At 75.6% G+C, this 25,821-nt stretch carries 23 protein-coding genes; 15 read left to right on the forward strand and 8 right to left on the reverse strand.

Features of this window, described 5'->3' with window-relative positions; all coding sequences use genetic code 11:
- Window positions 1–22: 22 nt before the first annotated feature.
- Complete coding sequence (locus VKZ81_RS29470; protein ID WP_324244994.1) at window positions 23–676, reverse strand: O-methyltransferase; 654 nt, start codon at window positions 674–676, stop codon at window positions 23–25.
- Window positions 677–774: 98 nt separating this feature from the next.
- Between VKZ81_RS29470 and VKZ81_RS29475 the strand changes: the two genes are divergently transcribed.
- Window positions 775–2,076 (forward strand): sensor histidine kinase, encoded by a 1,302-nt coding sequence (locus tag VKZ81_RS29475; protein ID WP_324244995.1) that lies wholly within the window; start codon window positions 775–777, stop codon window positions 2,074–2,076.
- Entirely contained in the window at window positions 2,077–2,718 is a 642-nt protein-coding gene (locus tag VKZ81_RS29480; RefSeq protein ID WP_324244996.1) for a response regulator transcription factor, read from the forward strand. It abuts the gene before it with no gap.
- 19 nt (window positions 2,719–2,737) lie between these two features.
- On the opposite strand, the gene VKZ81_RS29485 is transcribed toward VKZ81_RS29480, so the two are convergent.
- Both VKZ81_RS29485 and VKZ81_RS29490 read right to left on the reverse strand, forming a co-directional pair.
- Entirely contained in the window at window positions 2,738–3,220 is a 483-nt protein-coding gene (locus VKZ81_RS29485; protein ID WP_324244997.1) for an HNH endonuclease, read from the reverse strand.
- A gap of 718 nt (window positions 3,221–3,938) precedes the next feature.
- Window positions 3,939–4,532, reverse strand: coding sequence for a TetR/AcrR family transcriptional regulator (locus VKZ81_RS29490; protein WP_324244998.1), 594 nt, complete (start codon window positions 4,530–4,532; stop codon window positions 3,939–3,941).
- Between the two features lie 46 nt (window positions 4,533–4,578).
- Between VKZ81_RS29490 and VKZ81_RS29495 the strand changes: the two genes are divergently transcribed.
- From VKZ81_RS29495 to VKZ81_RS29505, 3 genes are read left to right on the forward strand one after another with little or no spacing between them, the layout of a single operon-like run.
- On the forward strand, window positions 4,579–5,454 hold the full coding sequence (locus tag VKZ81_RS29495) for a Vgb family protein (protein WP_324244999.1): 876 nt from the start codon (window positions 4,579–4,581) through the stop codon (window positions 5,452–5,454).
- Entirely contained in the window at window positions 5,451–6,365 is a 915-nt protein-coding gene (gene bla, locus VKZ81_RS29500) for a class A beta-lactamase (protein WP_324245000.1), read from the forward strand. Before VKZ81_RS29495 ends, bla begins: the two co-directional genes overlap by 4 nt.
- A gap of 33 nt (window positions 6,366–6,398) precedes the next feature.
- Complete coding sequence (locus tag VKZ81_RS29505; protein WP_324245001.1) at window positions 6,399–6,989, forward strand: D-alanyl-D-alanine carboxypeptidase family protein; 591 nt, start codon at window positions 6,399–6,401, stop codon at window positions 6,987–6,989.
- Here VKZ81_RS29505 and VKZ81_RS29510 read toward each other — a convergent pair.
- From VKZ81_RS29510 to VKZ81_RS29525, 4 genes are all read right to left on the reverse strand, one after another.
- The gene (locus VKZ81_RS29510) at window positions 6,983–8,797 is read right to left on the reverse strand and encodes an NHL domain-containing thioredoxin family protein (protein ID WP_324245002.1); all 1,815 of its coding nucleotides are present in this window, start codon (window positions 8,795–8,797) and stop codon (window positions 6,983–6,985) included. The genes VKZ81_RS29505 and VKZ81_RS29510 overlap by 7 nt on opposite strands.
- 227 nt (window positions 8,798–9,024) lie before the next feature.
- Window positions 9,025–9,720: a phosphatase PAP2 family protein gene (locus tag VKZ81_RS29515; RefSeq protein ID WP_324245003.1), complete on the reverse strand. Its 696-nt coding sequence runs from the start codon at window positions 9,718–9,720 to the stop codon at window positions 9,025–9,027.
- 16 nt (window positions 9,721–9,736) lie between these two features.
- Window positions 9,737–11,413, reverse strand: coding sequence for a glucose-6-phosphate isomerase (gene pgi, locus VKZ81_RS29520; RefSeq protein WP_324245004.1), 1,677 nt, complete (start codon window positions 11,411–11,413; stop codon window positions 9,737–9,739).
- 21 nt (window positions 11,414–11,434) lie between these two features.
- The gene (locus VKZ81_RS29525; protein ID WP_324245005.1) at window positions 11,435–12,208 is read right to left on the reverse strand and encodes an ROK family protein; all 774 of its coding nucleotides are present in this window, start codon (window positions 12,206–12,208) and stop codon (window positions 11,435–11,437) included.
- 70 nt (window positions 12,209–12,278) lie between these two features.
- Here VKZ81_RS29525 and VKZ81_RS29530 point away from each other — a divergent pair, with 70 nt between their 5' ends.
- From VKZ81_RS29530 to dgoD, 7 genes are read left to right on the forward strand one after another with little or no spacing between them, the layout of a single operon-like run.
- Window positions 12,279–13,556 carry an SWIM zinc finger family protein gene (locus VKZ81_RS29530; RefSeq protein ID WP_324245006.1) on the forward strand — a complete coding sequence of 426 codons (1,278 nt, stop codon included), beginning with the start codon at window positions 12,279–12,281 and terminating at the stop codon, window positions 13,554–13,556.
- Window positions 13,553–14,938 carry a DUF5691 domain-containing protein gene (locus VKZ81_RS29535; RefSeq protein ID WP_324245007.1) on the forward strand — a complete coding sequence of 462 codons (1,386 nt, stop codon included), beginning with the start codon at window positions 13,553–13,555 and terminating at the stop codon, window positions 14,936–14,938. Before VKZ81_RS29530 ends, VKZ81_RS29535 begins: the two co-directional genes overlap by 4 nt.
- Complete coding sequence (locus VKZ81_RS29540; protein WP_324245008.1) at window positions 14,935–16,038, forward strand: ATP-binding protein; 1,104 nt, start codon at window positions 14,935–14,937, stop codon at window positions 16,036–16,038. The genes VKZ81_RS29535 and VKZ81_RS29540 overlap by 4 nt, the downstream gene beginning before the upstream one ends.
- The gene (locus tag VKZ81_RS29545; protein ID WP_324245009.1) at window positions 16,035–18,230 is read left to right on the forward strand and encodes a DUF5682 family protein; all 2,196 of its coding nucleotides are present in this window, start codon (window positions 16,035–16,037) and stop codon (window positions 18,228–18,230) included. The genes VKZ81_RS29540 and VKZ81_RS29545 overlap by 4 nt, the downstream gene beginning before the upstream one ends.
- Window positions 18,227–19,396, forward strand: coding sequence for a VWA domain-containing protein (locus VKZ81_RS29550; RefSeq protein WP_324245010.1), 1,170 nt, complete (start codon window positions 18,227–18,229; stop codon window positions 19,394–19,396). The genes VKZ81_RS29545 and VKZ81_RS29550 overlap by 4 nt, the downstream gene beginning before the upstream one ends.
- Before the next feature lie 9 nt (window positions 19,397–19,405).
- Window positions 19,406–20,449 (forward strand): zinc-dependent alcohol dehydrogenase, encoded by a 1,044-nt coding sequence (locus tag VKZ81_RS29555; RefSeq protein ID WP_324245011.1) that lies wholly within the window; start codon window positions 19,406–19,408, stop codon window positions 20,447–20,449.
- A complete protein-coding gene (gene dgoD / locus VKZ81_RS29560; RefSeq protein WP_324245012.1) occupies window positions 20,446–21,591 on the forward strand; it encodes a galactonate dehydratase in 1,146 nt (381 codons plus the stop codon). The genes VKZ81_RS29555 and dgoD overlap by 4 nt, the downstream gene beginning before the upstream one ends.
- Before the next feature lie 287 nt (window positions 21,592–21,878).
- On the opposite strand, the gene VKZ81_RS29565 is transcribed toward dgoD, so the two are convergent.
- Window positions 21,879–23,684 carry an ABC transporter ATP-binding protein/permease gene (locus VKZ81_RS29565; RefSeq protein ID WP_324245013.1) on the reverse strand — a complete coding sequence of 602 codons (1,806 nt, stop codon included), beginning with the start codon at window positions 23,682–23,684 and terminating at the stop codon, window positions 21,879–21,881.
- Window positions 23,685–24,017: 333 nt separating this feature from the next.
- Between VKZ81_RS29565 and VKZ81_RS29570 the strand changes: the two genes are divergently transcribed.
- The 3 genes from VKZ81_RS29570 to VKZ81_RS29580 all read left to right on the forward strand — a co-directional run bounded on the left by VKZ81_RS29570 (window position 24,018) and on the right by VKZ81_RS29580 (window position 25,820).
- Entirely contained in the window at window positions 24,018–24,524 is a 507-nt protein-coding gene (locus VKZ81_RS29570) for a DoxX family protein (RefSeq protein ID WP_324245014.1), read from the forward strand.
- A gap of 64 nt (window positions 24,525–24,588) precedes the next feature.
- The gene (locus VKZ81_RS29575; RefSeq protein ID WP_324245015.1) at window positions 24,589–25,422 is read left to right on the forward strand and encodes a HipA family kinase; all 834 of its coding nucleotides are present in this window, start codon (window positions 24,589–24,591) and stop codon (window positions 25,420–25,422) included.
- Window positions 25,422–25,820: a DUF3037 domain-containing protein gene (locus VKZ81_RS29580; RefSeq protein WP_324245016.1), complete on the forward strand. Its 399-nt coding sequence runs from the start codon at window positions 25,422–25,424 to the stop codon at window positions 25,818–25,820. The genes VKZ81_RS29575 and VKZ81_RS29580 overlap by 1 nt, the downstream gene beginning before the upstream one ends.
- The last annotated feature ends 1 nt before the right edge of the window (window position 25,821 follow it).

The raw sequence follows: 25,821 nt of genomic DNA on the forward strand, positions 1-25,821 counted from the left end.
AGGACGCGACCGCCGATGGCGATCAGCTCACGCGGGCCAGCAGGAAGCCGTCGTAGCCCTTGCTGCCCACGGTCTGCACGACCGTCGCCTCGACCCGCGGCTCGGCGCCGGCCAGCTCGACGACCGCGCGCGTGCCGCGGACGTCCGGGTCGGCGTCGTCGGGGTCGGTGACCCGCCCGCTGCGGACCACGTTGTCGACCACGATCAGCCCGCCCGGGCGGGACATGCGCAGCGCGTGCCGGAAGTAGTCGGGGTTCGAGCGCTTGTCGGCGTCGATGAACGCCAGGTCGAAGGGGCCGTCGAGGGTGGCGAGGGTCTCGAGGGCGGGCCCGACCCGCACGTCGACCACCCCCTCCAGCCCGGCTCGCGCGATGTTCGCGCGCGCCACCTCGGCGTGCTTCGGGTTGATCTCGCAGGTCACGAGCTCGCCGTCGGCCGGGAGCGCGCGGGCAAGCCAGATCGTGGAGTAGCCGCCGAGCGTGCCGACCTCCAGGATCCGGCGGGCGCCGACGGAGCGGGCGAGCAGGTGCAGCAGCTTGCCCTGGGCCGGGCTCACGTCGATCGCGGGCAGCCCGGCGACCGCGTTCGCCTCGGTCACCGCGTCGAGGACCGGGTCGGGGCCGAGGAGATGGCCGGTGAAGTAGGCGTCGACCCGCTCCCACGTGCGAGGTTCCATGGTGATCAGCCTATGCGGGCCGGGTTCGGGTTGGCCCTACCCTCGTCACGGAGGTGCTCCGGCTGGGTGGGGGTGCCCGGGGCGACGAGAGTGGGGGCATGACCGGACACGTGCCCGTTGCGGTGCTCGGCGGGCCGCTCACCGCATCCCAGCGGTTCTGGCGCGGCTACGGCTACCTGCTCGGAGGGCTTCCCCTGGCGATCGTCGCCCTCGTGGTCGCGGTCGTCGGCTTCGCCGCGGGCGTCGGCACGCTCGTGGTGTGGCTCGGCCTGCCGATCCTCGCCGGCACGCTGCGGGCATGCCGCGGCATGGCGGGCGTCGAGCGGCGGGGAGCCGAGTGGGCCACCGGCCGTGCGCTGCCCCCGCACCACTACCGGGAGCCGCGCGGGCGGGGGATCGGGCGGCTGTTCAGCATGCTGGCCGACCCGCAGTCGTGGCGCGACCTGCTGCACTGTGTGATCGCGTTCCCGGTGCGGGTCGCGATGTTCGTCATCACCGTGGTGTGGACGGTCGGCGGGCTCGGCTCGGCGCTGTCGGTCACCTGGCAGTGGGCGATCCCGCGGGACGACGGCGGCGGGCTGTACTGGCTGCTCACCGGTAACCAGTCGCTCTCCGGCGAGGTCGCGGTGAGCACCCTGCTCGGGATGTTCATGCTGGCCACGGCGCCGCTGGTGATCCGGGGGCTGGTCGCCACCCGCGCCGGCCTGGCCCGCGGCCTGCTCACCAACCAGACCGCGGCGCTGCGGGCCCGCGCCGCCCAGCTGGAGTCGAGCAGGCGCGCGGCCGTCCAGGCCGAGGCGCAGACCCTCCGCCGGCTCGAACGCGACATCCACGACGGCCCGCAGCAGCGGCTCGTCCGGCTCAACATGGACCTCGAGGCGGTCGCCCGGCGGCTCGACGACGATCCGGAGAAGGCGCGCCCGCTGGTGGCGGAGGCGCTCGCGCAGAGCCGCGAGGCGCTCGAGGAGCTGCGCGCCCTGTCCCGCGGCATCGCCCCGCCGATCCTCGCCGACCGCGGCCTCGGCCCCGCCCTCGCCGCCGCTGCGGCCCGCTGCCCGGTGGAGGTCTCCCTCGACGTCGCGCTGCCGCAGGGGCAGCGGCTCGCCGCCGCCGTCGAGAACACCGCGTACTTCGTGGTCACCGAGGCGCTCACCAACGTCGCGAAGCACTCCGGCGCCACCCTGTGCACAGTGGTCGTCACCGCCGACGCCGATCGCGTGCTCGTGCAGGTGCGCGACGACGGCCGCGGCGGCGCCCACCCCGGCAAGGGCCACGGGCTCGCCGGCCTCGCCGATCGCCTCGCCACCGTCGAGGGCGAACTGGACGTGGCGAGCCCACCCGGTGGCCCGACCGTCCTGACCGCCGAGATCCCGCTGCGCGGTGTGGGGGATGATCGGTAGATGCGCGTCGTGCTGGCCGAGGACTCGCTCCTGCTGCGGGAGGGGCTCGTCCGGCTCCTCGACGAGGCCGGGGCGAGTGTCGTCGCGGCCGTCGGGGACGGCGACGGGCTCGTCGCCGCCGTGCAGGAGCACCGCCCCGACGTGGCCGTGGTCGACGTGCGGATGCCGCCGACCTTCACCGACGAGGGCCTGCGCGCCGCGCTCGAGGTGCGCCAGACCGTGCCGGGCACCGCGATCCTGGTGCTCTCGCAGTACGTCGAGGAGTCGTACGCCTCCGACCTGCTCGCCGCCGGCGGGGGAGTGGGCTACCTGCTCAAGGACCGCGTCTCCCGCCTCGCCGACCTGTCGGACGCCCTGCAGCGTGTCGTCGACGGCGGCACCGTCCTCGACCCCGAGGTCGTCTCCGCCCTGTTCTCCCACCGCCGCCGCCGCGACCCCCTCGCCGACCTCTCGCCGCGCGAGCGCGAGGTCATGGCCCTGATGGCCGAGGGCCGCACCAACACGGCCATCGGCCGCGCCCTGGTGATCAGCCAGGGGGCGGTGGAGAAGCACATCTCGTCGATCTTCACCAAGCTCGGCCTCCCGCCGTCGGGCGACGACCACCGGCGGGTGAAAGCGGTGCTGACCTGGCTGGGTGTTTAGGTTCCGCGGAACCTGCTTTTCACGCGGCCGCTGGGATCCGCTTCGGTAGCAGGAGCAGGCCGAGGACGTAGTCGATGTCGAGGTTGTCACCCTGCCATTTCGAGCTGATCGTCTTGTGGTTGATGTGCAGGCCGGCGCGGGTGTGCATCTCCACCAGGCTTTCTGCTTTCCCGCTCAGTGGCTCGGCCGCCTCGGGCACGAGGGTTCCGGGGCGCTGGAACTCGCACCGACCGTCCACGCGGTGGATCCGGTAGCCGTGGTCGTGCACGACCGTGTGGTGGAACGAACAGATCATGATCAGGTTGTCGACATCGGTCGTACCACCCAGCTCCCACGGGATGATGTGGTGGGCGTTCAGGTAGCGGGTGTGCGGGCAGCCCGGGAATTGGCACCGTTCTCCATCCCGCGCGGTGAGCGCCCGGACCTGAGCATCGGAGGCGAGGCGGTGGGAGCGGCCGAGGTACATGCGGTTGCCTGACCGGTCGTCGAGCAGCAGTTGCACCTTCGCATCACAGGCAGCCGGGCGGCCGTGGCGGGGGCGAGCGCCGGCCCGCCGTCGAGGCGGGCCGTGCCGGTGGAGGCGTCGACGTGGATGATCACCTCGGCGTTGCCCCGCTCGACCACCTTTCCGTCTTCGGTGTGGCCGGTGACCAACGTCATGAGCGCGTCGGCCCGGCGGGCGGCGATGCCATCCGCTACGAGGCCCGGTTCCTGTTCGCGGGCCCGCTCGACCAGGTCCGCCGGCTGGGGTGCGGGGTCGGGGGTGGGCGGTGTGCGTTTCGGTACCTGTGCGGAGGAACCGGCATTGGGCGGCGGTGATGTGACCGGCGATCCCGAGCAGCCCGGTTTCGACCTGGTGATCGCTCAGCGCGTGGAACTGGGTGGGGAACGGGACGATGGCGCCGGGCATCGGGGATTCCTCCGCACCGGGTGTGTGGGGTGAGGATCCCACCCGGGTCCGACGATTTCGGGGCCCGCATTCGGGTTCCGCGGAACCCGAGGTGAGACCGCCTCCTGGTGGCGCCGCGGGCGAATCCGGGCAGGCCCGCGGCCTGCCCGGCGAAGCCTGCCCGAACAGGGGCCGCAGAGGCTCACCGGTCAAGGGTCGCGATAGCGATCCCGAAGGGACACGCGGCGCCCTGACCGGTGAGGAGCGGCCCCGCACCGCGCGGCGCCATCCCGGCGGAGTCAGGTCCCGCGGAACCCAGGAGGCGACCCGCCTACCCCCTCCCCACGAACACCCCCGCCCCCGCAGCCCGAGCGGCATCGGTCGCGCACCGCACCGCGAGCGCGTCGTCGGCGCCCCGCCCCATCAGCAGGATCTCGTGGTAGATCGGTGCGGTCGCGGCGACGAGCAGCCGCCGCGCGTCGGTCCCCGCCGGCGCCTCGCCCCGCTCGATCGCCCGCTCGACCACCACCTCGCAGCGCCGGTACCGGTCCTCGAGGAAGTCCCGCAGGGCCGCTGCGGCGGCGGAGGACCGGTACGACGCCAGGATCAGCGCCCGGCTGACCGGGCGGGGGCCCGCGAGGTGCTCGACGACCTCCCGGTTGAGCGCGACCAGGTCCGCGGTGAGCGAGCCGTGGTCGCCGGGCCGCCAGTCGTCCTCCCGGCCCGCGACGAGCGCGTCGGCGAGCAGGCCACCGACGTCGCGCCACCGCCGGTACACCGTCGCCCGGTGCACGCCTGAGCGCTCGGCGACGGCGTCTACGGTGAGCCGGTCGACGCCGTGCTCGAGCAGCTCGGCCTCCACGGCGGCGAGCACCGCGGCCCGGGTGCGGGCGGTGCGGCCCCCTGGTCGGCGCGTGGTCGGCACGCCCCCTATCCTCCTATTGCGACAACTGTCGCGTCTAGGAGGTCACGTGATCACTCGAACCGCCGTCGGTGCACCCGGCGCCGGCCCGTACGCCGTGGCCGTCGACGCGTCCGGCGTCGCGTGGATCACGCTCGTCCACGCGGGCCAGGTGGCCGGCCTGCCCCGCGGCGGGGAGGCCACGCTCCACGACCTCGGCAACCCCGCCTGCCGCCCGTCGCTCCTCGCGGTCGGGCCGGACGGAGCGGTGTGGGTCACCCGCGGCGGCGACGACCGCATCGACCGCATCGACCCCGACGGCGCGCGGCGCAGCTTCCCGGTGACCGGCGGGCCGTACGGGATCGCGGCGGGGCCGGACGGGACGGTGTGGTTCACCGCGATCGGCGCCGACGCCGTCGGCCGGCTCGCGCCGGACGGGCAGGCCACGCTCACGCCGGTGCCCGAGGCCGGCGGCATGCCCGCGATGATCACGGCGGGCCCCGACGGTGCGATGTGGTTCACCCTCAACCGGGCCGCCGCGCTCGGCCGGGTCGACGCGACCGGTGAGATCACCCTCCACCCGCTGCCCGACCCCGCGTGCGGTCCGGTCGGCATCGCCGCCGACGGCGAGGCGCTGTGGTTCGCCGAGATCGGGGCCGGGCGGGTCGGGCGGCTGGTGCCGGGGGAGCCGCCGCAGGAGTTCGACCTGCCCGACCGCGCGGCCCGGCCGCACGCCGTCGCCCCCGACGGGGCGGGCGGCTGCTGGGTCACGCTCTGGGCCGCCGGCGCGCTCGCCCACCTCGACGCGCACGGCACCGTCACCGCGGTGCACGACCTCGGCGAGGGCACCGAACCGCACGGGGTGGCCGTCGCCGCCGACGGCGCGGTGCTCGTCGCCCTGGAGACCGGCCACGTGGTCACCCTGGCCCCGGCGACCGCGCCGTGACCCCGCACCTCCACCGCCGGGCGGTCCTCCGCGCGGCGCTGCTGCTGCCGCTCGCCGGCTGCGCCGCCGCGCCCGCTGCGCCGCCCCCGAGCGAGCCCACGCCCGAGCCGCCACCCGCCACCCCGGCCCCCGCCGCGACCGACCGGCTGGCCGAGCTGGAGCGGCGCTTCGACGCCCGCCTCGGGCTGTACGCGGTCGACACCGGCTCCGGCCGGGAGCTCGCCCACCGCGCCGACGAGCGCTTCGCCATGTGCTCGGTCTTCAAGGCGCTCGCCGCGGCCGCCGTGCTGCACCACCACCCGCCCGAGGACCTGGACCGGCGCATCCGCTTCGACGCGGCCGACCTCGTCGACCCCTCGCCGATCGCGCGGCGGCACGTCGGCGGCGGCATGACGGTCCGCGAGATCTGCGACGCCGCCGTCCGCCACAGCGACAACACCGCGGGCAACCTGTTGCTCGCCGAGCTGGGCGGGCCGACCGCGATCACGGAGTTCGCCCGCTCCGTGGGCGACGACGTCACCCGGCTCGACCGCACCGAGCCCGCCCTGAACGCCGCCGTCCCCGGCGACGAGCGCGACACCACGACCCCGCGTGCGATCGCGGGCACGTTCCGCGCGCTCGTGCTCGGCGACCACCTCGACCCGGCCGACCGCGCCCTGTTCACCGAGTGGCTGGTCGGCAACACGACCGGCGACGAGCGCATCCGCGCCGGCCTGCCGCCCGGCTGGCGGGTCGGCGACAAGACCGGGACCGGCGCCTACGGCACGGCCAACGATGTGGCGGTCGCCTGGCCGCCCGGCGGGGCGCCGATCGTGCTCGCGGTGCTGACCTCCCGAGCGACGGAGGACGCACCGTGGGACGCGGCGCTGATCGCCGAGGCGGCGGCGGTGGTGGCGCAGGAGCTGGCCTGATCACCACCGCCGGTTTTCGGTAGTTTCGAGCTGGTGTCCACCGCCCGCGACGCTCGGACGAGGGATGCGCTGATCGGCGTGCTCATGGCCGCCGTGTCCGGGGCCGCGGCCGCGCTGGGGGTGCTCGGCGCCGCCGGGCAGGTGGTCGAGCGGGTCGCCGGGCGGCCGGTCGCGATCGTCGCCGAGATGCCCGGGGCGGAGTCCGGCCCGCCGTGCCCGCTCGACGACCGCTACGTCGACGAGCCCCCCGAGCGCCTGCCGCCCGACACGCTCGCCGCCTGGGAGCGGCTGCGGGCCGCGGCGAGCGAGCACGGCGTGCACCTGTGCCTGAACGACGGCAAGCGCAGCCGCGAGCAGCAGGCCCGCCAGTTCGCCGAGGCCGTGCAGCGGTTCGGCACCGCCGAGCTCGCCTCCCGGTACGTGCTGCAGCCCGACGAGTCGATGCACGTCGTCGGGATCGCCGTCGACATCCAGCCGCTCGCCTCCGCGGCGTGGGTCGAGCGCAACGGCGCCGGCTACGGGTGGTGCCGCCGCTACGAGAACGAGCCGTGGCACTTCGAGTACGACCCCGCGCACGCGACGTCCGGGTGCCCGCCGCTGCTGCCGAGCGCCACCGGCTACTGAGACCGGTGCACCGCCCGCAGATCCAGCACGAGCTCGCCCGGGGCGCCGTCGACCAGGCGCACCGGGATGCCCCAGTCCTGCTGGTAGCGGTGGCAGGCGGCGAACGCGCCGTCGCCGTCGTCGCAGGCCGCGGCGGCCACGCTCACCTGCAGCACGCCTTCTCGCGGCGCGTCCGGGGCGAAGCGCAGCGTGCGGGCGAGCCCCGGCGCGGTGCCCGCGCCCTCGGCCAGCAGCTCCGGCGGGGAGGCGGCCACGGTGAGCGAGGTCGGGTCGCCGAAGCGGGTGTCGAGGTGCTGGCCGGTGGGCGGGGTGAAGTCGATGCGCAGCTCCAGCTTGTCGCGGGCCAGGTCGGTGCGCGCTCGCCGCACGCGGTGCGCGCCCGCGTCCACCTGCGTGCTCGCCGGGATCGCGAGCCGGACGAGCCGGTGCGCGGCGGACTCGACCACGACGAGCGTGTCGCCGTCGACGATCAGGTCGCTCGGCTCGCGCAGGTCCCTGGCCAGGGTGCTCACGGTGCGGGTGGCCGGGTCGTAGCGGCGGACGGCGCCGTTGTAGGTGTCGGCGACCGCCACGGAGCCGTCGGGGAGCACGGCCACCCCGAGCGGGTGCTGCATGAGCGCCTCGTCGGCGTCCCCGTCGCGGAAGCCGAAGTCGAACAGCCCCGTCCCGACCGCGGTCGACACCTGCGACCCCACCGCGGGCGCCGCCTGCACCGACCGCAGCGCGGACACCTCGGAGTCGGCCACCCACAGCGTGCCGTCGGGGCCGGTCGCGAGCCCGGACGGCTGGGCGAAGAACGCCTCGTCCGGGGAGCCGTCGCGCAGGCCCTCGTTGGTGGTGCCCGCGAGCACCTGCACCGCGCCGGACGCCGGGTCGAACGACCACAGCTGGTGGCTGCCCGCCATCGCGACGACCACGCGGCCCTCCCACCAGGCGAGGTCCCACGGCGACGACAGGGCGGCCGCGGTGGCGCCGACCTCCACCCGGGTGCGCAGCTGCTCGCCGGTGCCCGCGAGCGTGGTGACCGCGCCGTCGGACAGCCGCACCCCGCGCAGGGCGTGGTTGACGGTGTCGGCCACCACGACGTCGTAGCCCGCCACCGGCTCCGGCAGCAGCAGGAGGCCCTGCGGCTCGGCGAAGCGGGCGGGGGAGTCGGTGAACCCGCGCTCGCCGGTGCCGATCCGCCGCCGCTCGGTGACCAGGTCGGCCTCGAGCTCGACGAGTTGGTGGTGCGCGGTGTCGGAGACGAGGAAGGTGCCGCCGGGCAGCGCGATCACCTTGCCGGGGAAGCGCAGCGCCGTGGCCGGCGCGGGCGGCGGGACGTACGGGCCGTCGCCGCGGTGCAGGGTGCCCGCCGCCTCGTGCTCGGCGACCAGCTCCTCGATCAGCACACCGAGCCCGTGCGCGTGCCCCTCGCCGGCCAGGTGCGCGACGACGTAGCCCTCGGGATCGACGACCACCAGCGTCGGCCACGCCCGCGCCGCGTAGGCGTCCCAGGTGACGAGCTCGGGGTCGTCGAGCACCGGGTGGTGCACCGCATACCGCTCGACGGCGGCCTCCACCGCGTCCGGGTCGGCCTCGTGCACGAACTTCGGCGAGTGCACGCCGATCGTGACGAGCACGTCGGCGTAGCGCTCCTCCAGCTCCCGCAGCTCGTCGAGGACGTGCAGGCAGTTGATGCAGCAGAACGTCCAGAAGTCCAGCAGCACGATCTTGCCGCGCAGGGCCCCGAGCGTGAGCTCCTCGCCCCCCGTGTTCAGCCAGCGGCGCCCGCGCAGCTCCGGCGCCCGCACGCGTGATCGACCCACGTCGGGGATTCAACCGAACCGCGGGCGCCGGTGTTCCGGGGCGTCAGCGCTTGTCGCCGTGCCGCTCCCGTTCGCAGATGGACACCAGCATGAACACGATCGTGCAGAGCACGATGATGCCCACCAGGTCGAGCCAGCCCATGGAGACCACTTCCCGGGGGCCGCTGATCGGATCGCCTGCCACCCCGAGCGGGGGCGGCCGCGCGCGGCCCACGTGGTGTTCTCGCTCACACGGCGCGCGGGGTTACGCGGGTGCGCCGGCGGCTGCGGACCACCACGCAGACCGCGAGCCACGCCCCGCCGACGAGCCAGCCGGCGAGCACATCGCTGAGCCAGTGCACGCCCAGGTAGATGCGGGTGAGGCCGACGGCGCCCACCCACAGCGCCGCCGCGGCCACCAGCGCGGCCCGCGTGGCGGCGGTGCGGCCGGGCCAGGCCAGCACGACGAGCGCGCCGATCACGACGACCGCCGTGGTGGCGTGGCCCGACGGCAGCGACTCGCTCACCACCGGCACCAGGTGCCCGTCCGCCGGCGGCCGCGGCCGGGCCAGCAGCAGCTTGAGGCCCCGGAACACGAGGTTGGCGCCCGCCATGGCGGCGAGCACGAACACGGCGTCGCCGGGCCGGCCCGTACGCCACAGCCGGATGCCGACCGCCACGGCGAGGACCGCCATCGCGGCCGTGCTCCCGAGGTGGGTGACGGCGACCGCGAGCACCGTGAGCGGGTCGGTGCGGGACGCGACCGACTCGGCGAGCACGGCGGCGTCGAGCCGGGCCGGGCCGAACCCCGCGGCCGCGGCCCAGAGCCCGGCGAGCGCTGCGAGCCCGAGGAGGACGGCGACGACGCCGGCGCCCCGGCGCGGGCCCGGCAGCGGCACCGGCTCCCGCAGCCCGGCCGGGTGGTCCTCCGGCGGTCGGGCCATCCCTCGCCCTCCGGGGTCAGGCGGGGCGACCCCGCATCTCCCGGTAGCGGCGCACCAGCGCCGCGGTCGACGCGTCGAGCCCCGCGGTGTCGGCCCGTTCGGCCGCGAGCACGGGGGCGAGCTGCTTGGCGAGCACCTTGCCCAGCTCCACACCCCACTGGTCGAACGAGTCGATGCCCCAGATGGTGCCCTCGACGAACGTGACGTGCTCGTAGAAGGCGATGATCTGGCCGAGCGTGGACGGGGTGAGCTTCGGCGCGAGGATCGTCGACGAGGGCCGGTTGCCCGGCATCACCTTGTGCGGCACCAGGTGCTCCGGCGTGCCCTCGGCCGCGATCTCCTCGGCGGTCTTGCCGAAGGCGAGCGCCTGGGTCTGGGCGAACAGGTTGGACATGAACAGGTCGTGCATGTCCCCGCCGCCGGTTCCGTCGGCGCCGCTACCGTCCACGGCGATCTCGTGGTTGGGCTGGGCGAAGCCGATGAAGTCGGCGGGCACGAGCCGCGTGCCCTGGTGCAGCAGCTGGTAGAAGGCGTGCTGGCCGTTGGTGCCCGGCTCGCCCCAGAAGATCTCGCCGGTGACCGTGGTGACCGGGGCGCCGTCGCCGCGGACGGACTTGCCGTTGCTCTCCATCGTCAGCTGCTGCAGGTAGGCGGGCAAACGGTGCAGGTACTGGCTGTAGGGGAGCACCGCGTGGGTCTCGGCGCCGAAGAAGTTGGCGTACCAGACGTTGAGCAGCCCCTGGATGACCGGGAGGTTCTCCTCCAGCGGCGCCGTGCGGAAGTGGGTGTCCATCGCGTACATGCCGGCGAGGAACTCGGCGAACCGCTCCTTGCCGATCGCGACCATGAGCGAGAGCCCGATCGCGGAGTCGACGGAGTAGCGGCCGCCCACCCAGTCCCAGAAGCCGAACATGTTGGCCTCGTCGATGCCGAACGCGCGGACCTCCTTCGCGTTCGTCGACACGGCCACGAAGTGCTTCGCCACCGCCGACTCGTCCCCGCCGAGGCCGTCGAGGAGCCAACGGCGGGCGACCTTGGCGTTGGTGAGCGTCTCGAGCGTGGTGAACGTCTTCGACGAGACGATGAACAGGGTGGTCGCGGGGTCGAGGTCGCGGGTGGCCTCGGCGATGTCGGTGGGGTCGATGTTCGAGACGAACCGCATCGTGAACGAGCGGTCGGCGTAGGCCCGCAGCGCCTCGTAGGCCATCACCGGGCCGAGGTCGGAGCCGCCGATGCCGATGTTGACCACGGCGCGGATCCGCTCACCGGTGTGGCCGGTCCACGCCCCGGACCGCACGGCGTCGGTGAACTCGCCCATCCGGCCGAGCACCCGGTGCACGTCGGCGGGCACGTCCTGGCCGTCGACGGCCAGCGCGGTGGCCCGCGGGGCGCGCAGCGCGGTGTGCAGCACCGCGCGGTCCTCGCTGGTGTTGATGTGCTCACCGGCGAACATCGCCTCGGTGCGCTCCGGCAGCCCCGCGGCGCGGGCGAGCGCGGTGAGCAGCGGCAGCGTGTCGCGGGTGATGCGGTGCTTGGAGTAGTCGAGCACGAGGTCGGCGCCGGTCGCGGTCAGCGCGGCGGCGCGCTCGGGGTCCTCGGCGAACAGCTCACGCAGGTGCTTGCCGGAGATGGCGGCGTGGTGCTCGGCGAGTGCCTTCCATTCCGGGGTGGCGGTGATGTCGGTGGCGGACACCCCGCCAATACTGCCGGGTCCTCAACTCGCCGCGCCGGTCGGGACGCGTGGACGATCACCCGTCCGCTCCCACAGCGCGATGCCGCCCAGCAACCCGGAGATGTTCGGCACGATCGTCCGGTTCGGCCCGATGGTGTCCGGGTCGAGCTTCTTGGCGTTGCCGCCGCCGATGTAGAGGTGGTCGGGCAGCACCATGGCCTCGAACGCGTCGAGCGCCTCGAGCACCCGCTTGCGCCACTTCTCCTTGCCGATCTTCTGGCGCTCGTTGTCGCCGCAGGCCACCTCGATCGAGGTGCCGCCGAACGTGCCGTGCGACAGCTCCATGTGCGGCAGCAGCACGCCGTCGTAGAACACCGCGGTGCCGACGCCCGTGCCGAGGGTGATGACGAGCTCCATCCCCCGTCCCGAGATGACCGCGCAGCCCTGGACGTCGGCGTCGTTGGCCACGCGGGTCGGCTTGGCGAACCGCTCGGCGAGCGCGGTCTCCAGCTCGAAGCCGGCCCACATGGCGACCAGCTTCGGGTCCGGCGGCTTGCCCGGCCCGCGCCGGGAGAACGCGGGCACCTCGCGGACGCGGCCGTTGCGGATGGCGCCCGGGAACCCGACGGAGACGCGGTCGTGCTCGGGCTGGGTGGCCGCGAGCGCCGAGAGCTCGTCCAGCAGCACCTGCGGCGTGCAGGGGTACGGCGTCTCGCGGCGGGTGCGCTCGGAGGCCATCTCGCCGTCGTGGGTCAGCACGATCGCCTTCAGCCCGGACCCGCCGATGTCGATCGCCAACGTGCGCGGTCCGTCCATGGGTGCGTCCTCCTCGTGCTCCGCGCCGCGCGGCGCGGGTCTGTCACAGCAGCGCCCTATTGTGGCCCGCGTGCCGTGGAGCGTGGAGGACGTGCGCGCTCTCGCGCCGGATCCGACGTCCGCGGCCGCCGGCCGCGCGCAGGCGCAGGCCGACAGGTGGACGGGCCTGGGCGCCTCCGACGCCGCGGTGTGGGGCGCCTGCCGCGGCCGCGGCGAGGCGGAGTACCTGACCTGCGTCGAGCCGGCCGGGCCCGCGTTCCGGTGCTCGTGCCCGAGCCGCAAGGTGCCCTGCAAGCACGCGCTGGGCCTTGCGTTCCTGTGGGCCGACGGCGCGGTGCCCGCCGGCGAGGAACCGCAGTGGGTCGCGGCGTGGCGCGCCGGACGGGGCGAGCGGCGCAGGGGGCGGCCCCCGGGGCCGCCGCGCGACCCGGAGGCCGCGGCGCGTCGGGCCGAGCGGCGCGGAGAACGCGTCGCCGCCGGGGCGGCCGAGCTGCGGGAATGGCTGGCCGACCGGATCCGCGGCGGGCTGGCGGGCGCGGCGGCCGACGAGGTGCACGGCGTCGCCGCCCGCATGGTCGACGCCCAGGCGCCCGGCCTCGCGAGCGGGTTGCGCCGCGCCGCGGCCCTGATCGGGCAGGGCCGCGACTGGCCCGGCCTGCTGCTGACCGAGCTCGCCCTGCTGCACGTGCTCGCCGAGGCGGCCACCCGGCTGCCCGAGCTGCCCGACGACCTCGCCGCCACCGTCCGGGCCCGGCTGGGTTTCCCGGTCGACACTGCCGAGGTGCTCGCCACCGGGGAGCGGGTCACCGACGAGTGGCTGGTCGCCGCCGTCACCGACGAGGTCGGCGAGCGGCTCACCACCCGCCGCACCTGGCTGCGCGGGCGGACGAGCGGCCGCCCCGCGCTGGTGCTGGCGTTCGCCCCGTTCGGCCGGCCGCTGCCCCGCACGTTCCCCGCGGGCCACGCCGTCCGGGGCACGCTCGCGTTCTACCCGGGCGCGGCGCCGCTGCGGGCGCTGGTCGCCGACGCCGACGAGCCCGTCCGCGCCGGCCGGCCCGCGGGCGACCCGGTGGGCACGGCGCTCGCGCGGTACGCCGACGCGCTGGGCGCCGACCCGTGGCTGGAGCGCTGGCCGGTGCTGCTCGCCGACGTCGCCCCGGTGGCCGAGGAGGAGGGCTGGGTGCTCGTCGACCCCGAGGGCGCCGCCCTCCCGCTGGCCGACCGCGTGGACCCGTGGCCGCTGCTCGCGGTGTCGGCGGGCGCGCCCGTCACCGTCGCCGGCGAGTGGAGCACCGCCGGGCTGCGCCCGCTGACCTGCTGGGACGGCGACCGGGTGGTGCGGCTGTGAGCGCGTGGGACGACCTGGTCGGCGCCGCCCTGCTCGGCACCCAGCGCCGCCGCCCCGACCCGACCCGGCTGCCCGCGGCGGTGCGCCCGCTCGTGGCCGCGGCACCGGAGGAGGCCCTGCTCACCGCGGCCGCGGCCCTGGCGAACTACCGGCGCGCCGGGTACGTGCCGGCCCGCCCGGCCCAGCGGTCGCCCGTGGCCGAGCCGGACGGGCGCCCGCTCGTCCCGCCCGCGGCCCGGCGGCGGCTGCACCGCGTGCCGCCCGACCTGCTCGGCGAGTGGCTGGAGGCCGTGCACGCGCGCGGGATGCGGGTGCCGCCGGAGCACCTGCCCGCGCTCGCCGAGGCCGCGCGCACCCGGCCGGCGCTGCGCCCGCTGCTCGCGGCCGTCGCGGGCCCGGCCGGCAGCTGGCTGGGGGAGCGCAACCCGGACTGGTCGTTCCTCGTCGCGGTGCCCGAGCCCGAGGCGTGGGAACGCGGCGGCCCGCTGCAGCGGCGCGCGTGGCTGCGCCGCAGCCTCGCCACCGACCCGGGCGCCGCCCGCGACGCGCTGAGGGCGACCTGGTCGCGGGAGCAGGCGGGCGACCGGGCCGACTTCCTCGCCCTCCTGCGCCCGCACGTCGCACCCGCCGACGAGCCGTTCCTCGAGGCGGCCCTCGACGACCGCGCCGGCCCGGTGCGCGAGGCCGCGGCGGACCTGCTCGCCCGGCTGCCGGGTTCGCGGCTCGCGGCCCGGATGCGCGAGCGCGCCGCCCGGGTCGTGCGGCCGGACGGTGACCGGCTGGTCGTCGAGCCGCCCGACCCGGGGGACGCCGCGCTGCGGCGCGACGCCGGGGGCGCCCGCGACCCGCGGCAGCTGCTGCGGTGCGTCGTCGGCGCCACCCCGCTCGACCACTGGTCGGCCTGGGGCCGCCCGGAGCAGCTGGTCGACCGCGCCGGCGCGCCGCGGGCCGGCTGGACGCTCGCCGCGGGCAGGCAGCGGGACGCGCTCTGGGGTGCCGCCCTGCTCGCCACCGCCGACCCCGCCGAGGTGGACGGCGCGTTCGCGGAGATGGTCGGCGGGCTGCCCGCCCGGCTGCACAGACCCGCGGTCGCGGTGCTCGCCGAGAGGCTCCCGCCGCAGGCGATGACCTCCCTCGTGGGCCTGCTGCCCGTGCCGTGGACGCCCGAGCTCGGCACCGCCGTGCTCGACTGGCTCGCCGCCCACGCCGGCAACCGGGGCCTCGGCGCGGCCGCCCGCACCGCGGGCCGGACCGCCCCCACCCGCTGCCTGCGCCACCCGGTCGCCACGGCGGCGCTGCCGGTCGGGGCCGCGCCCTGGTACCGGGAGCTGGCGGCCACCCTGACCTTCCGCCGCGAGATGCACGAGGAGCTGTCGAGATGACCGAGGCGATGAACGGGGCCGGGGCCGTCCTGCGCCCGCACGCGGAGCAGGAGCACGCCGCCGAGCTCGCGGCGCTCGCCGCCGCCGACGACCGCCCGCGCCCGCCGTCGTGGCGGCTCTCGCCGTGGGCGGTGGTCACCTACCTGCTCGGCGGCACCCTGCCGGACGGCACCGAGATCACGCCCAAGTACGTCGGGCCGCGGCGGCTGGTCGAGGTCGCGGTGGCCACCCTCGCCACCGACCGCGCGCTGCTGCTGCTCGGCGTGCCCGGCACGGCCAAGACGTGGGTCTCCGAGCACCTCGCGGCCGCGATCAGCGGCGACTCCACGCTGCTCGTGCAGGGCACGGCGGGCACCGCGGAGGAGGCCATCCGCTACGGCTGGAACTACGCGCGCCTGATCGCCGAGGGTCCGAGCCCGGCCGCGCTCGTGGAGAGCCCGGTGCTGCGCGCCATGCGCGACGGCAAGATCGCCCGGCTCGAGGAGCTCACCCGCATCGCCGCGGACGTGCAGGACTCGCTGATCACGATCCTGTCCGAGAAGACGATGCCGATCCCGGAGCTGGGCGCGGAGGTCCAGGCGCGGCCCGGCTTCAACCTCATCGCCACCGCCAACAACCGCGACCGGGGCGTCAACGAGCTGTCCAGCGCGCTGCGCCGCCGGTTCAACACCGTGGTGCTCCCGCTGCCGGACTCGGCCGAGGCCGAGGTCGAGATCGTCGCCCGGCGGGTGGCGCAGCTCGGCGCCTCGCTGCAGCTGCCGTCCGACGTCGCGGCGCTGGCCGAGATCCGCCGCGTCGTCACGGTGTTCCGCGAGCTGCGGTCGGGGCGCACGGAGGACGGGCGAACCGCGGTGAAGTCGCCGTCGGGCACCCTGTCGACGGCCGAGGCGATCAGCGTGCTCACCGGCGGCCTCGCGCTCGCCGCCCACTTCGGCGACGGCGTGCTGCGGCCGCACGACGTGGCGGCGGGCATCGTCGGGGCGGTCGTGAAGGACCCGGTGGCCGACCGCGCCGTGTGGGTGGAGTACCTGGAGACGGTGGTGCGCGAGCGCGAGGGGTGGGCCGACTTCTACCGGGCGGGCCTGGAGGTCACCGGGTGACCACCCGCCTGTTCGGGATCCGCCACCACGGGCCGGGCTCGGCGCGGGCGCTCGACGGCGAGCTCGCCGCGTTCCGCCCGGACATCGTGCTGATCGAGGGCCCGCCGGAGGCCGACGCCGTGGTCGCGACGGCGGCCGACCCCCGCCTGGAACCGCCGGTGGCGCTGCTCGCCTACGCCGTCGACGACGTGTCGAGGGCCGCGTTCTGGCCGTTCGCCGCGTTCAGCCCGGAGTGGCGGGCCATCCGCTACGCCGTGGACGCCTGCGTGCCCGTCCGCTTCTGCGACCTGCCCGCGGCGCACCAGCTCGCCCTCGCCGGCCGCGCGGGCGGCTCCGGCGACCCGCTGGCCCGCCTCGCGGCCGTCGCCGGCTACGACGACCCCGAGCGCTGGTGGGACGACGTGATCGAGCACCGCCGCGGCGGCGAGCCCGCGTTCGACGTGATCGCCGAGGCGATGGCGGCGCTGCGGGCCGACGAGCCGGTCGGCGACCACGGCGATCTGCACGACGCGCGGCGCGAGGCCCACATGCGCACCGTGCTGCGCCGCACCCGCAAGGACGGCTTCGCGCGCATCGCCGTGGTCTGCGGGGCGTGGCACGTCCCGGCGCTCGCCGACCCGCTGCCGCCCGCGTCGCGCGACCAGGCCCTGCTGCGCGGGCTGCCGAGGCGGAAGGTCGCCTGCGCGTGGGTGCCGTGGACGCACGGGCGGCTCGCGACCTCCAGCGGCTACGGCGCGGGCGTGACCTCTCCCGGCTGGTACCACCACCTGTTCACCACCGACGCCGACGTCACCGCGCGGTGGCTCACCGCCGTGGCGGGCGTGCTGCGCGCCGAGGACCTGCCGGTCTCCACCGCGCACGTGATCGAGGCGGTGCGCCTCGCCGAGACGCTCGCCGCGTTGCGCGACCGCGGGTCGCCCGGGCTCGCCGAGGTCACCGAGGCCACCCTCGCGGTGCTGTGCGGCGGCGACGAGGTGCTGCTCGACCTCGTCACCCGGCGGCTGGTGGTGGGGGAGCGGATGGGCTCGGTGCCCGACGACGCCCCGCTCACCCCGCTCGCGGCCGACCTCGCCGCCACCGCTCGGCGGCTGCGCCTCAAGCGCGACCCGGCGCCGAAGGAGCTCGACCTGGACCTGCGCACCCCCGGCGGGCTGGACCGCTCCCGCCTGCTGCACCGGCTGCGCGTGCTCGGCATCCCGTGGGGGCGGCCCGCCGCGAGCGCCCGGCGCAGCACCGGCACCTTCCGGGAGACCTGGCACCTGGCCTGGCACCCGGAGTTCGAGGTGGACCTGGTGGCGGCGGGCGTCCACGGCACCACCGTCGCCGGGGCCGCGGCCGCGCGCCTGCGGGCGGTCGTGTCCCCGGACAGCGGGGAAGCTCCCGCGCTCGCCGACGTCAGCGCCGCCGTCGAGCGTTGCCTGCTCGCCGACCTGCCCGACGCCCTACCGGACGTGCTCGCCGCGCTCGACGCCCGCGCCGCGGGGGACGCCGACGTCGCCCACCTCATGGCGGCCTTCCCGGCGCTCGCCCGCGCCACCCGCTACGGCGACGTGCGCGGCACCGACACCGGCGCGCTGCGCGCCGTGGCCGAGCGGGTGCTCGCCCGCATCTGCGCGGGCCTGCCACCCGCGGCGCACGGGATCGACGACGACGAGGCGGCCCGGCTGTCCGGGCTGGTCGACGGCGTGCACGCGGTCACCGGCCTGCTCGGCGAGGAGGCCACCGAGCGCTGGCTCTCTGCGCTGGCGCGCCTCGCGGAGCGCCCGGCGCTGCCCCCGCTGCTCGCCGGCCGGCTGGCCCGGCTGCTCGCCGACACCGACCGGATGGCCCCCGACGAGGTCGAGCGGCGGCTCGCACGGGCGCTCACGCCCGGCACGCCCGCGGCGCACGCCGGCGCGTACGTCGAGGGCTTCTTCGCCGGCGGCGCGCTGCTGCTCGTGCACGACGAGCGGCTGCTGCGCATCGTCGACCGCTGGCTCGCCGAGGTGGCCCCCGACCAGTTCGACGAGGCGCTGCCCCTGCTGCGGCGCACGTTCGGCGCGTTCGCCGAGCCCGAGCGGCGCGCGATCGGGGAGCGGGCCGCCGCGCTCGCCGCGGCGGGCCCGACCGCCGGGGAGACCGACGCGGTCGACATCGAACGGGCCGAGCGGGCGGTCGGCGTGTTCGCCCGGCTGCTGGGGGTGGGCGGGTGAGCGACGACGAACGGCTGCGGCGCTGGCGGCTCGTCCTGGGCGCGGGCCCGGACGGCACCGCGGACGGCACCGGCGTCCGGCTCGGCCCCGACGACCGCCGCCTCGACGCCGCCCTGTCCGCCCTTTACGACGCCGCCGCGGGCGAGCGGAGCGGCCCCCGGACCGGCGGGCTGGGCGGGTCCGCGCCGCAGGTGGCGCGCTGGCTGGGCGACATCCGCCGGTACTTCCCGACGCCGGTGGTGCAGGTGGTGCAGCGCGACGCCGTCGAGCGGCTGGGCCTCACGCAGATGCTGCTGGAGCCCGAGCTGCTCGCGGCCGTGGAGCCGGATGTGCACCTGGTCGGCACGCTGCTGTCGCTCAAGGGCGTGCTGCCGCAGGAGACGGTGGAGACCGCGCGGGAGGTCGTGCGCACGGTGGTGGCCGAGCTGCAGCGCCGCCTCGTCGACCGCACCCGCGCCGCCGTCACCGGCGCGCTGGACCGCTCCGCCCGCACGCGCCGCCCGCGCCCCGCCGACGTCGACCTGGCCCGCACCATCCGGGCCAACCTGCAGCACTTCTCCCCGGACCTGGGCACGATCGTCCCGGAGCGGCTGATCGGGCACGGGCGGCGGCGCCGCAGCGTGCAACGCGACGTCGTCCTCGCCGTCGACCAGTCCGGCTCGATGGCCGAGTCGGTCGTCCACGCGGGCCTGTTCGGGGCGGTGCTCGCGTCGATGCCCTCGCTGCGCACCCGGTTCGTCGCCTTCGACACGGCCGTCGCCGACCTGACCGACGAGCTGGGCGACCCCGTCGAGCTGCTGTTCGGCACGCAGCTGGGCGGCGGCACCGACATCAACCGGGCGATCGCCTACTGCCAGTCGCTCGTCACCCGGCCGACCGAGACGCTGCTGGTGCTGATCAGCGACCTGTACGAGGGCGGGTCGCGGGCCGAGTTGCTGCGCCGGATCGGGGCGCTGGTGGCGGCGGGCGTGCAGGTGGTGGTGCTGCTCGCGCTCTCCGACTCCGGCGCGCCCGCCTACGACCACGACAACGCGGCCGCGCTCGCCGCGCTGGGCGTGCCCGCGTTCGCCTGCACGCCGGACCTCTTCCCCGACCTGATGGCGGCCGCGATCCGGGGCGAGGACGTCGGGCGGTGGGCCGCCGCGGCCGGCGCCGGTCTGGCTTAGCCTGCGTCCATGCGGGCCCTCGTCCTGGACGACTTCTGGAAGCTCTCCGTCGGCGACATCCCGGAGCCGGAGCCCGGCCCGGCCGACGCCCTGGTCGAGATCGTCGCCACCGGGATCTGCGGGTCCGACCTCCACGGCTACACCGGCGAGAACGGCCGTCGGGTCCGCGGGCAGGTCATGGGGCACGAGACCGTCGGGCGGGTGCTCGCGGTCGGGCCCGAGGCCGGGGTCGACTACACCGTCGGCACCCCGGTCGCCATCAACCCCGTGCTCTGGTGCGGGGAGTGCCGGCAGTGCGCGGTGGGGCGCGAGCAGGCCTGCCCGAACAAGAAGGTCGTCGGCGTGACGCCGGAGCTGCGGTCGGCGTTCGCCGAGCGGATGGCCGTGCCGGCGCGCAACCTCGTCGAGCTCCCCGCCGGCATGCCGGTCGAGCACGGCGCGCTGGTCGAGCCGCTCGCCGTCGGCTACCACGCGCTGGTCCGCGGCGGCTGCTCACCGGGCGAGGCCGTCCTCGTCCTCGGCGGCGGGCCGATCGGGCAGGCGTGCGCGCTCGCGGCGCGCCGCCTGGGCGCCGACCGCGTCGCCGTCTCCGAGCCCGCCCCGCACCGGCGGGAGCTCAACGCCCGGCTCGGCGCCGCCGTCGTCGACCCGTCGGCCACCGACGACCTCCCCGCCGCCGTGCGCGCCGCGCTGGACGGCGAGCCGACGCTGGTCGTCGACGCGGTCGGCAGCCCCGAGACGCTCGCGGCGGCGTTCGCCTGCGCGCCGATCGGCGCCACCGTCGTGCTGGTCGGGATGGCCGCGCCCACGCTCGACGTCGCCGCGTACGAGATCTCCACCAAGGAACGCTCGGTCGTCGGCAGCTTCTGCTACAGCGCCGCCGAGTTCCGCGACACCGCGCAGTGGGCGGCGACCGTGCCCGACGCCCTCGACGCCCTGATCGAGGGCCGCACCGACCTCGACGGCGGGCCCGCCTCCTTCGAGGCCCTCGCGCGCGGCACCGCGCAGGCGAGCAAGATCCTCGTCTTCCCGCACGGCTGGACCCCCGCATGAAGATCGTCGGGTACGAGCTGTTCCCGGTCGCACCCCGGTGGCTGTTCCTGCGCCTCGACACCGACGAGGGCGTGAGCGGCTGGGGCGAGCCCATCGTCGAGGGCAGGGCGGCCACCACGGCCCGCGCCGTCGAGGAGGCCATGGAGTACCTGGTCGGCCAGGACGCCACCCGCATCGAGGACCACTGGCAGGTGCTCACCAAGGGTGGCTTCTACCGCGGCGGGCCGGTGATCAACTCGGCGGTCGCGGGCATCGACCAGGCGCTGTGGGACATCGCGGGCCGCGCGCTCGGCGTCCCGGTGCACCGGCTGCTCGGCGGCGCGGTGCGCGAGCGGGCCCGCGTGTACGGCTGGGTGCGCGGCGGCGAGCCCGCCGAGCTCGCCGACTCCGCGCAGGCCCAGGTCGAGAAGGGGCTCACGGCGGTGAAGATGACCCCGTCCGAGCTGCTCGCGCCGCTCGACACCCCGGCCGCGATCCAGCGCGTGGTCGACCGGGTGAGCGCGGTCCGCGACGCCGTCGGCCCGGACGTCGACGTCGCCCTCGACTGCCACGGCCGCTTCTCCACCGCGATGTCGCGGCGGGTCCTGCCGCTGCTGGAGCCGCTGCGGCCGCTGTTCGTCGAGGAGCCGGTGCTGCCCGAGCACACCCGCGACCTGGGCGCCGTGGTGGCGGCGACGACGATCCCGATCGCCACCGGCGAGCGGCTGTACTCCCGCTGGGACTTCCGGCCGGCGTTCGAGGCCGGGATCGCCGTCGCCCAGCCCGACGTCAGCCACGCGGGCGGCATCTCGGAGACCCGCCGGATCGCGGCCATGGCCGAGACCCACGACGCGCTGCTCGCCCCGCACTGCCCGCTCGGCCCGATCGCGCTCGCCGCCTGCCTGCAGGTCGACTTCGCCGTGCCGAACTTCCTCATCCAGGAGCAGTCGCTCGGCATCGGCTACGGCGACGACTCCGGCCTGCTGGGCTACCTGGTCGACACCGCCCCCTTCACGTTCGTCGACGGCGGCATCGCGCGGCCCACCGGCCCCGGGCTCGGCATCGAGGTCGACGAGGCCGAGGTCCGGCGGGCGGCCGAGCGCGGCCACGACTGGCGCACGCCGCTGTGGCGGCACGCCGACGGCTCGCTCGCGTCCTGGTGACGGCGCGGCGGGGTGGAGGGTGAGCCCATGCCGACGACCCCGACCGCAGGCTGGTTCCGCACCCCGGACGGCGTCACGATCGGGGTCGAGCAGTTCGGCGACCCCGCGGCCCCGCTGGTGATGCTGGCGGGCGCGCCGACGCTGCTGTCCTGGCCCGACGCCCTGTGCGCGGCGCTCGCGCGCGAGATCCCCGGCGCGCGGCTGCTCGTCCTGGAGCGGGCCGGCACCGCGATCCCCGAGGCCGCCGTCGACGAGGTCGCCGCCGCGATGCTCGCGCTCCAGCCCGGCTACCGCGGCAGCGCCGACCGCTCCCACGAGCCGTTCGAGTCCAGCACGAGCAGCTCGTCGTGGAACCGGCGCAGCGAGCTGCGGTGCCCGACGCTCACGATGACCAGGTCGGGCAGCTCCTCGCGCAGCAGCGTGTAGAGGCTCTGCTCGAGGCCCTCGTCGAGCGCCGAGGTGGCCTCGTCGAGGAACACCACCTTGGGCTGGACGACCAGGACCCGGGCGAAGCCGAGGCGCTGCTGCTCGCCCGGGGACAGCCGGCGGGCCCAGTCGTCGACCTCGTCGAGCCGGTCGATCAGCTGGGGGAGCTGCACCTTGCGCAGCAGCTCGGCCGCGCGGGCGTCGTCCATCTCCGAGCCGGGCCCGGGGTAGGCGAGCGCGTCGCGCAGCGTACCCAGCGGCAGGTAGGGCTGCTGGGGCAGGAAGAGCGACCCGTCGTCGACCGGGCGGCGCACCGAACCGGCGGTGTACGGCCACAGCTGCGCGATGCTGCGCAGCAGCGTGGTCTTCCCGCCCCCGGACGGCCCGGTGACCAGCAGCGACGATCCGGCGGCCAGCTCGAGGCCCAGGTCGTCGACGAGCACCCCGTCGTCCGGGCGGCGCACGGTGAGGTCGCGGATCTGCAGGTCGCCGTCCTCGACCTCGGCGGCGGGCAGCGCGCGGGCGGCGGCGTTGGCGTCGAGCAGGCCGGTGAGGCGGTCGAGGATCGCACGGTAGCTCGCGAAGTCGTCGTAGGCGTTGCGGAAGAACGACAGCGCGTCGTGCACCTCGCCGAAGGCGGTGGCGGTCTGGTTCAGGTCGCCGAGCGTGATCTGCTGGGAGAAGAACCGCGGGGCCTGGATGATGTAGGGGAACACCACGGAGACCTGGCTCACGCCGAGGTTGAAGCCCTGGAACTTCAGGCTCCGGAACACGATCGCCCACGCGTTGCTGATCACGTCTCGGAAGCGGGTGCCGAGGATCCCGCTCTCCACCCGCTCACCGCGCTGGAAGGCGACGTTCTCCGAGTTCTCCCGCAGGCGCACCAGCGCGTAGCGGAAGGTCGCGTTGAAGCGCTCCTGGAGGAAGTTGAGCAGGATCAGCGGGCGCCCGATCCGGAACGCGATCACCGACGCGACGATCACGAAGATGTAGGCGAGGAACGTCATCGCCCGCGGGATCTCGATGCCGAACACGCTCAGCGGCCCGGACAGCGCCCAGAGGATGAGCGTGAACGACACCAGCGACACGAGCGAGCTGACCGCGCCCACGGCGAGCGTCACCGACACCTGCGGGAACGAGGCGGTGTCCTCCTGGATGCGTTGGTCGGGGTTGTCGACCGCGGCGTCGGTGTAGCGGCCCTTGTGGTAGGCGCGCCCGTCGAGCCAGTCACCGATCAGCCGGTTGGTGGTCCACACCCGCCACCGGATGACGAGCGCCTGCTGGACGTAGAACTCGACCAGAACCCGGGTGACGTGGATCGTGGCGAGGATGGCGAAGATGCCGATGTAGAACCAGAACGACGGGGCGTCGAGGTTCTGCAGCGCGGTGAGCATGCCGTTGCCCTGGTAGGACAGCAGCACGTTCAGGCGCACCGACGCGATCGCCAGGAGCAGCACCAGCAGCACGCTGATCAGCGGGCGCCAGCCCTCCGGCCCGCGTGGGGAGAAGTAGGGGAAGGCCAGGCGGCGGAACTGCCGGCCCCACACGGTGTAGCGCGACAGCAGGGCGACGAGGACGGCGCATCCGAGTGCCGTCGCGGTGAACACGCCGACGATCCACAGGGCGCTGGTGAGCCACTCGGTCGACCAGTCCAACTCAGTGCCCACGGGGCCTCCCGCTTCTCCCGATCCACCTGCGGGATCTACAGGGCGGGCAGCCTATCCGGCGCTGTCACGGGCGGTCGTGAGGACCGGGCGGGGACGCATTCCCGTAACACACGGGCCGTAACGGCTTGATCACGATGAGCGGTCAGTCGCGCGGGGTGACTGACCGAGCACGTGCAGTTGCACGTTCAGTTCGTCAGCGGGGGTTCAGCTCGTCGCGAGGATCCGTTCGGCCGCCGCCGCCATGGGCCGACAGGGCGTGTGCACACGGCTCCGTCGGGTTAACTGCGATCACTCCTTGAGGTAATTCGATCACAGACCGTATGGAGGCACCTGTTGAACCGCCCGCTTCCCGCCCCAGCTCGTGACTGGGCCCTGCTGTTCACCCGCGTGATCATCGGCGTCGTGATGTTCGCCCACGGCTACCAGAAGATGGTGATCAACGGCATCGGCCGCACGACGGAGGGCTTCGAGAACCTGAGCATCCCGCTCGCGATCGTGTCCGCGTCGTTCGTCACGGTCGTCGAGTTCGTGGGCAGCGCGCTGCTGATCCTGGGCGCCCTCACCCCGCTGATGTGCGGGCTGCAGCTGATCATCATGACCGGCGCCTTCGTCTTCGTGCACGGCGCCAACGGCATCTTCATCGCCAACGGCGGGTGGGAGCTCGTCGGCGTGATCGGCGCAGGTCTCGTGGCCCTCGCGGCGGTCGGCCCCGGCCGCTACAGCATCGACCACCTCGTGCGCGGGCGGCAGGCGCAGCACCGCCGCGAGATCGAGCGGTTCCACGCACCGCAGCCGATGATGGCCCAGCAGGTGTCGCACGTGGGGATCCACCGCCGCTGACGGAGGCGGGCATGACGCGGGGTCGCTCGGGGAGAGCGGCCCCACGCGGTGCGAGGATGATCCGGTGCTCCGCCACGTCACGGCCACCCGATACGTCACGCCGCTGCGTGAGGGCGGGTCGCTGCCCGGGCTGATGGAGGCCGACGACCTCGGTACCTACGTCGTCAAGTACACCGGCGCGGGGCAGGGCCGGAAGGTGCTCGTCGCGGAGGTCGTCACCGGCGAGCTCGCCCGAGGCCTGGGGCTGCCGGTCCCGGAGCTGGTCACCGTCCAGCTCGACCCGGCGCTCGGGGCCGCCGAGCCCGACCAGGAGGTTCAGCAGCTGCTCCGCGCGAGCCCGGGGCTCAACCTCGGGATCGACTTCCTCCCCGGCGCCCTCGACCTCGACCCGGCGGCGTTCCCGGTCGACCCCGGCTTCGCCGGGCGGGTCGTGTGGTTCGACGCGCTCGTCGGCAACGTCGACCGGTCGTGGCGCAACTCCAACATGCTCTACTGGCACGGCAGCCCGTACTTGATCGACCACGGGGCCACGCTGACCTTCCAGCACGCCTGGTCCGCGGCGGCTGCGTGGGTGGAGCGGGCCTACGACGCCGCCGACCACGTGCTGCTGGGCTGCGCGCCCGACCTGGAGGCCGCCGACGCCGCGCTGGCCGAGAAGATCACACCGGAGCTGGTGCGGGCGGCGGTGCGGTCCGTGCCCGAGCCGTGGCTCGCCGACGAGCCCGGCTTCGCCGGCGTCGACGAGGTGCGCGAGGCGTTCGTCGCCCAGCTGGTCGCGCGCCGCGACGCCCGCGCCGCCTGGCTGCCCGGGGTCAGGGCGGCGATCGAGGAACGGGCCGCCGCGGGTGCGCCGCCGCAGACCCGCGGACCGGGCACGCCGTTCTGGGCGGAGCGGTGATGCACCCGTTCGAGTACGCGGTGCTGCGCGTCGTGCCCCGGATCGAGCGCGGCGAGTGCCTCAACGCCGGGGTCGTCCTCTACAGCCGCCCGCTCGACTACCTCGGCGCCCGGGTGCACCTCGACGTGCAGCGCCTGCACGCGCTCGACCCGACCGCCGACGCCGAGCGGATCGCGGCCGCGCTCGAGGCCGTGCGCGCCCACTGCGCGCAGGAGCGTGTCGAGGCGCGGCACGCCTCACCCGCGGGCCGGGAGGACCGCGGCAGGCGCTTCCGCAGGCTCACCGCGCCCCGCAGCACGATCGTGCAGGCCGGGCCGGTGCACACCGGCCTCACCGCCGACCCGGAGGCGGAGCTGGAGCACCTGTTCGCGACCCTGGTCCTGCCGCTGCGCCAGTAGG

Source organism: Pseudonocardia sp. (assembly GCF_035305885.1).
Lineage (GTDB): Bacteria > Actinomycetota > Actinomycetes > Mycobacteriales > Pseudonocardiaceae > Pseudonocardia.

Excerpts from the sequence above, each read along its gene's own strand:
- dgoD (WP_324245012.1), top strand. The coding sequence starts at position 20,446 with ATGAAGATCGTCGGGTACGAGCTGTTCCCGGTCGCACCCCGGTGGCTG.
- VKZ81_RS29515 (WP_324245003.1), bottom strand. The coding sequence starts at position 9,720 with ATGGCCCGACCGCCGGAGGACCACCCGGCCGGGCTGCGGGAGCCGGTG.
- VKZ81_RS29580 (WP_324245016.1), top strand. The coding sequence starts at position 25,422 with ATGCACCCGTTCGAGTACGCGGTGCTGCGCGTCGTGCCCCGGATCGAG.
- VKZ81_RS29470 (WP_324244994.1), bottom strand. The coding sequence starts at position 676 with ATGGAACCTCGCACGTGGGAGCGGGTCGACGCCTACTTCACCGGCCAT.
- VKZ81_RS29540 (WP_324245008.1), top strand. The coding sequence starts at position 14,935 with ATGACCGAGGCGATGAACGGGGCCGGGGCCGTCCTGCGCCCGCACGCG.
- VKZ81_RS29475 (WP_324244995.1), top strand. The coding sequence starts at position 775 with ATGACCGGACACGTGCCCGTTGCGGTGCTCGGCGGGCCGCTCACCGCA.
- VKZ81_RS29480 (WP_324244996.1), top strand. The coding sequence starts at position 2,077 with ATGCGCGTCGTGCTGGCCGAGGACTCGCTCCTGCTGCGGGAGGGGCTC.
- VKZ81_RS29525 (WP_324245005.1), bottom strand. The coding sequence starts at position 12,208 with ATGGACGGACCGCGCACGTTGGCGATCGACATCGGCGGGTCCGGGCTG.
- VKZ81_RS29555 (WP_324245011.1), top strand. The coding sequence starts at position 19,406 with ATGCGGGCCCTCGTCCTGGACGACTTCTGGAAGCTCTCCGTCGGCGAC.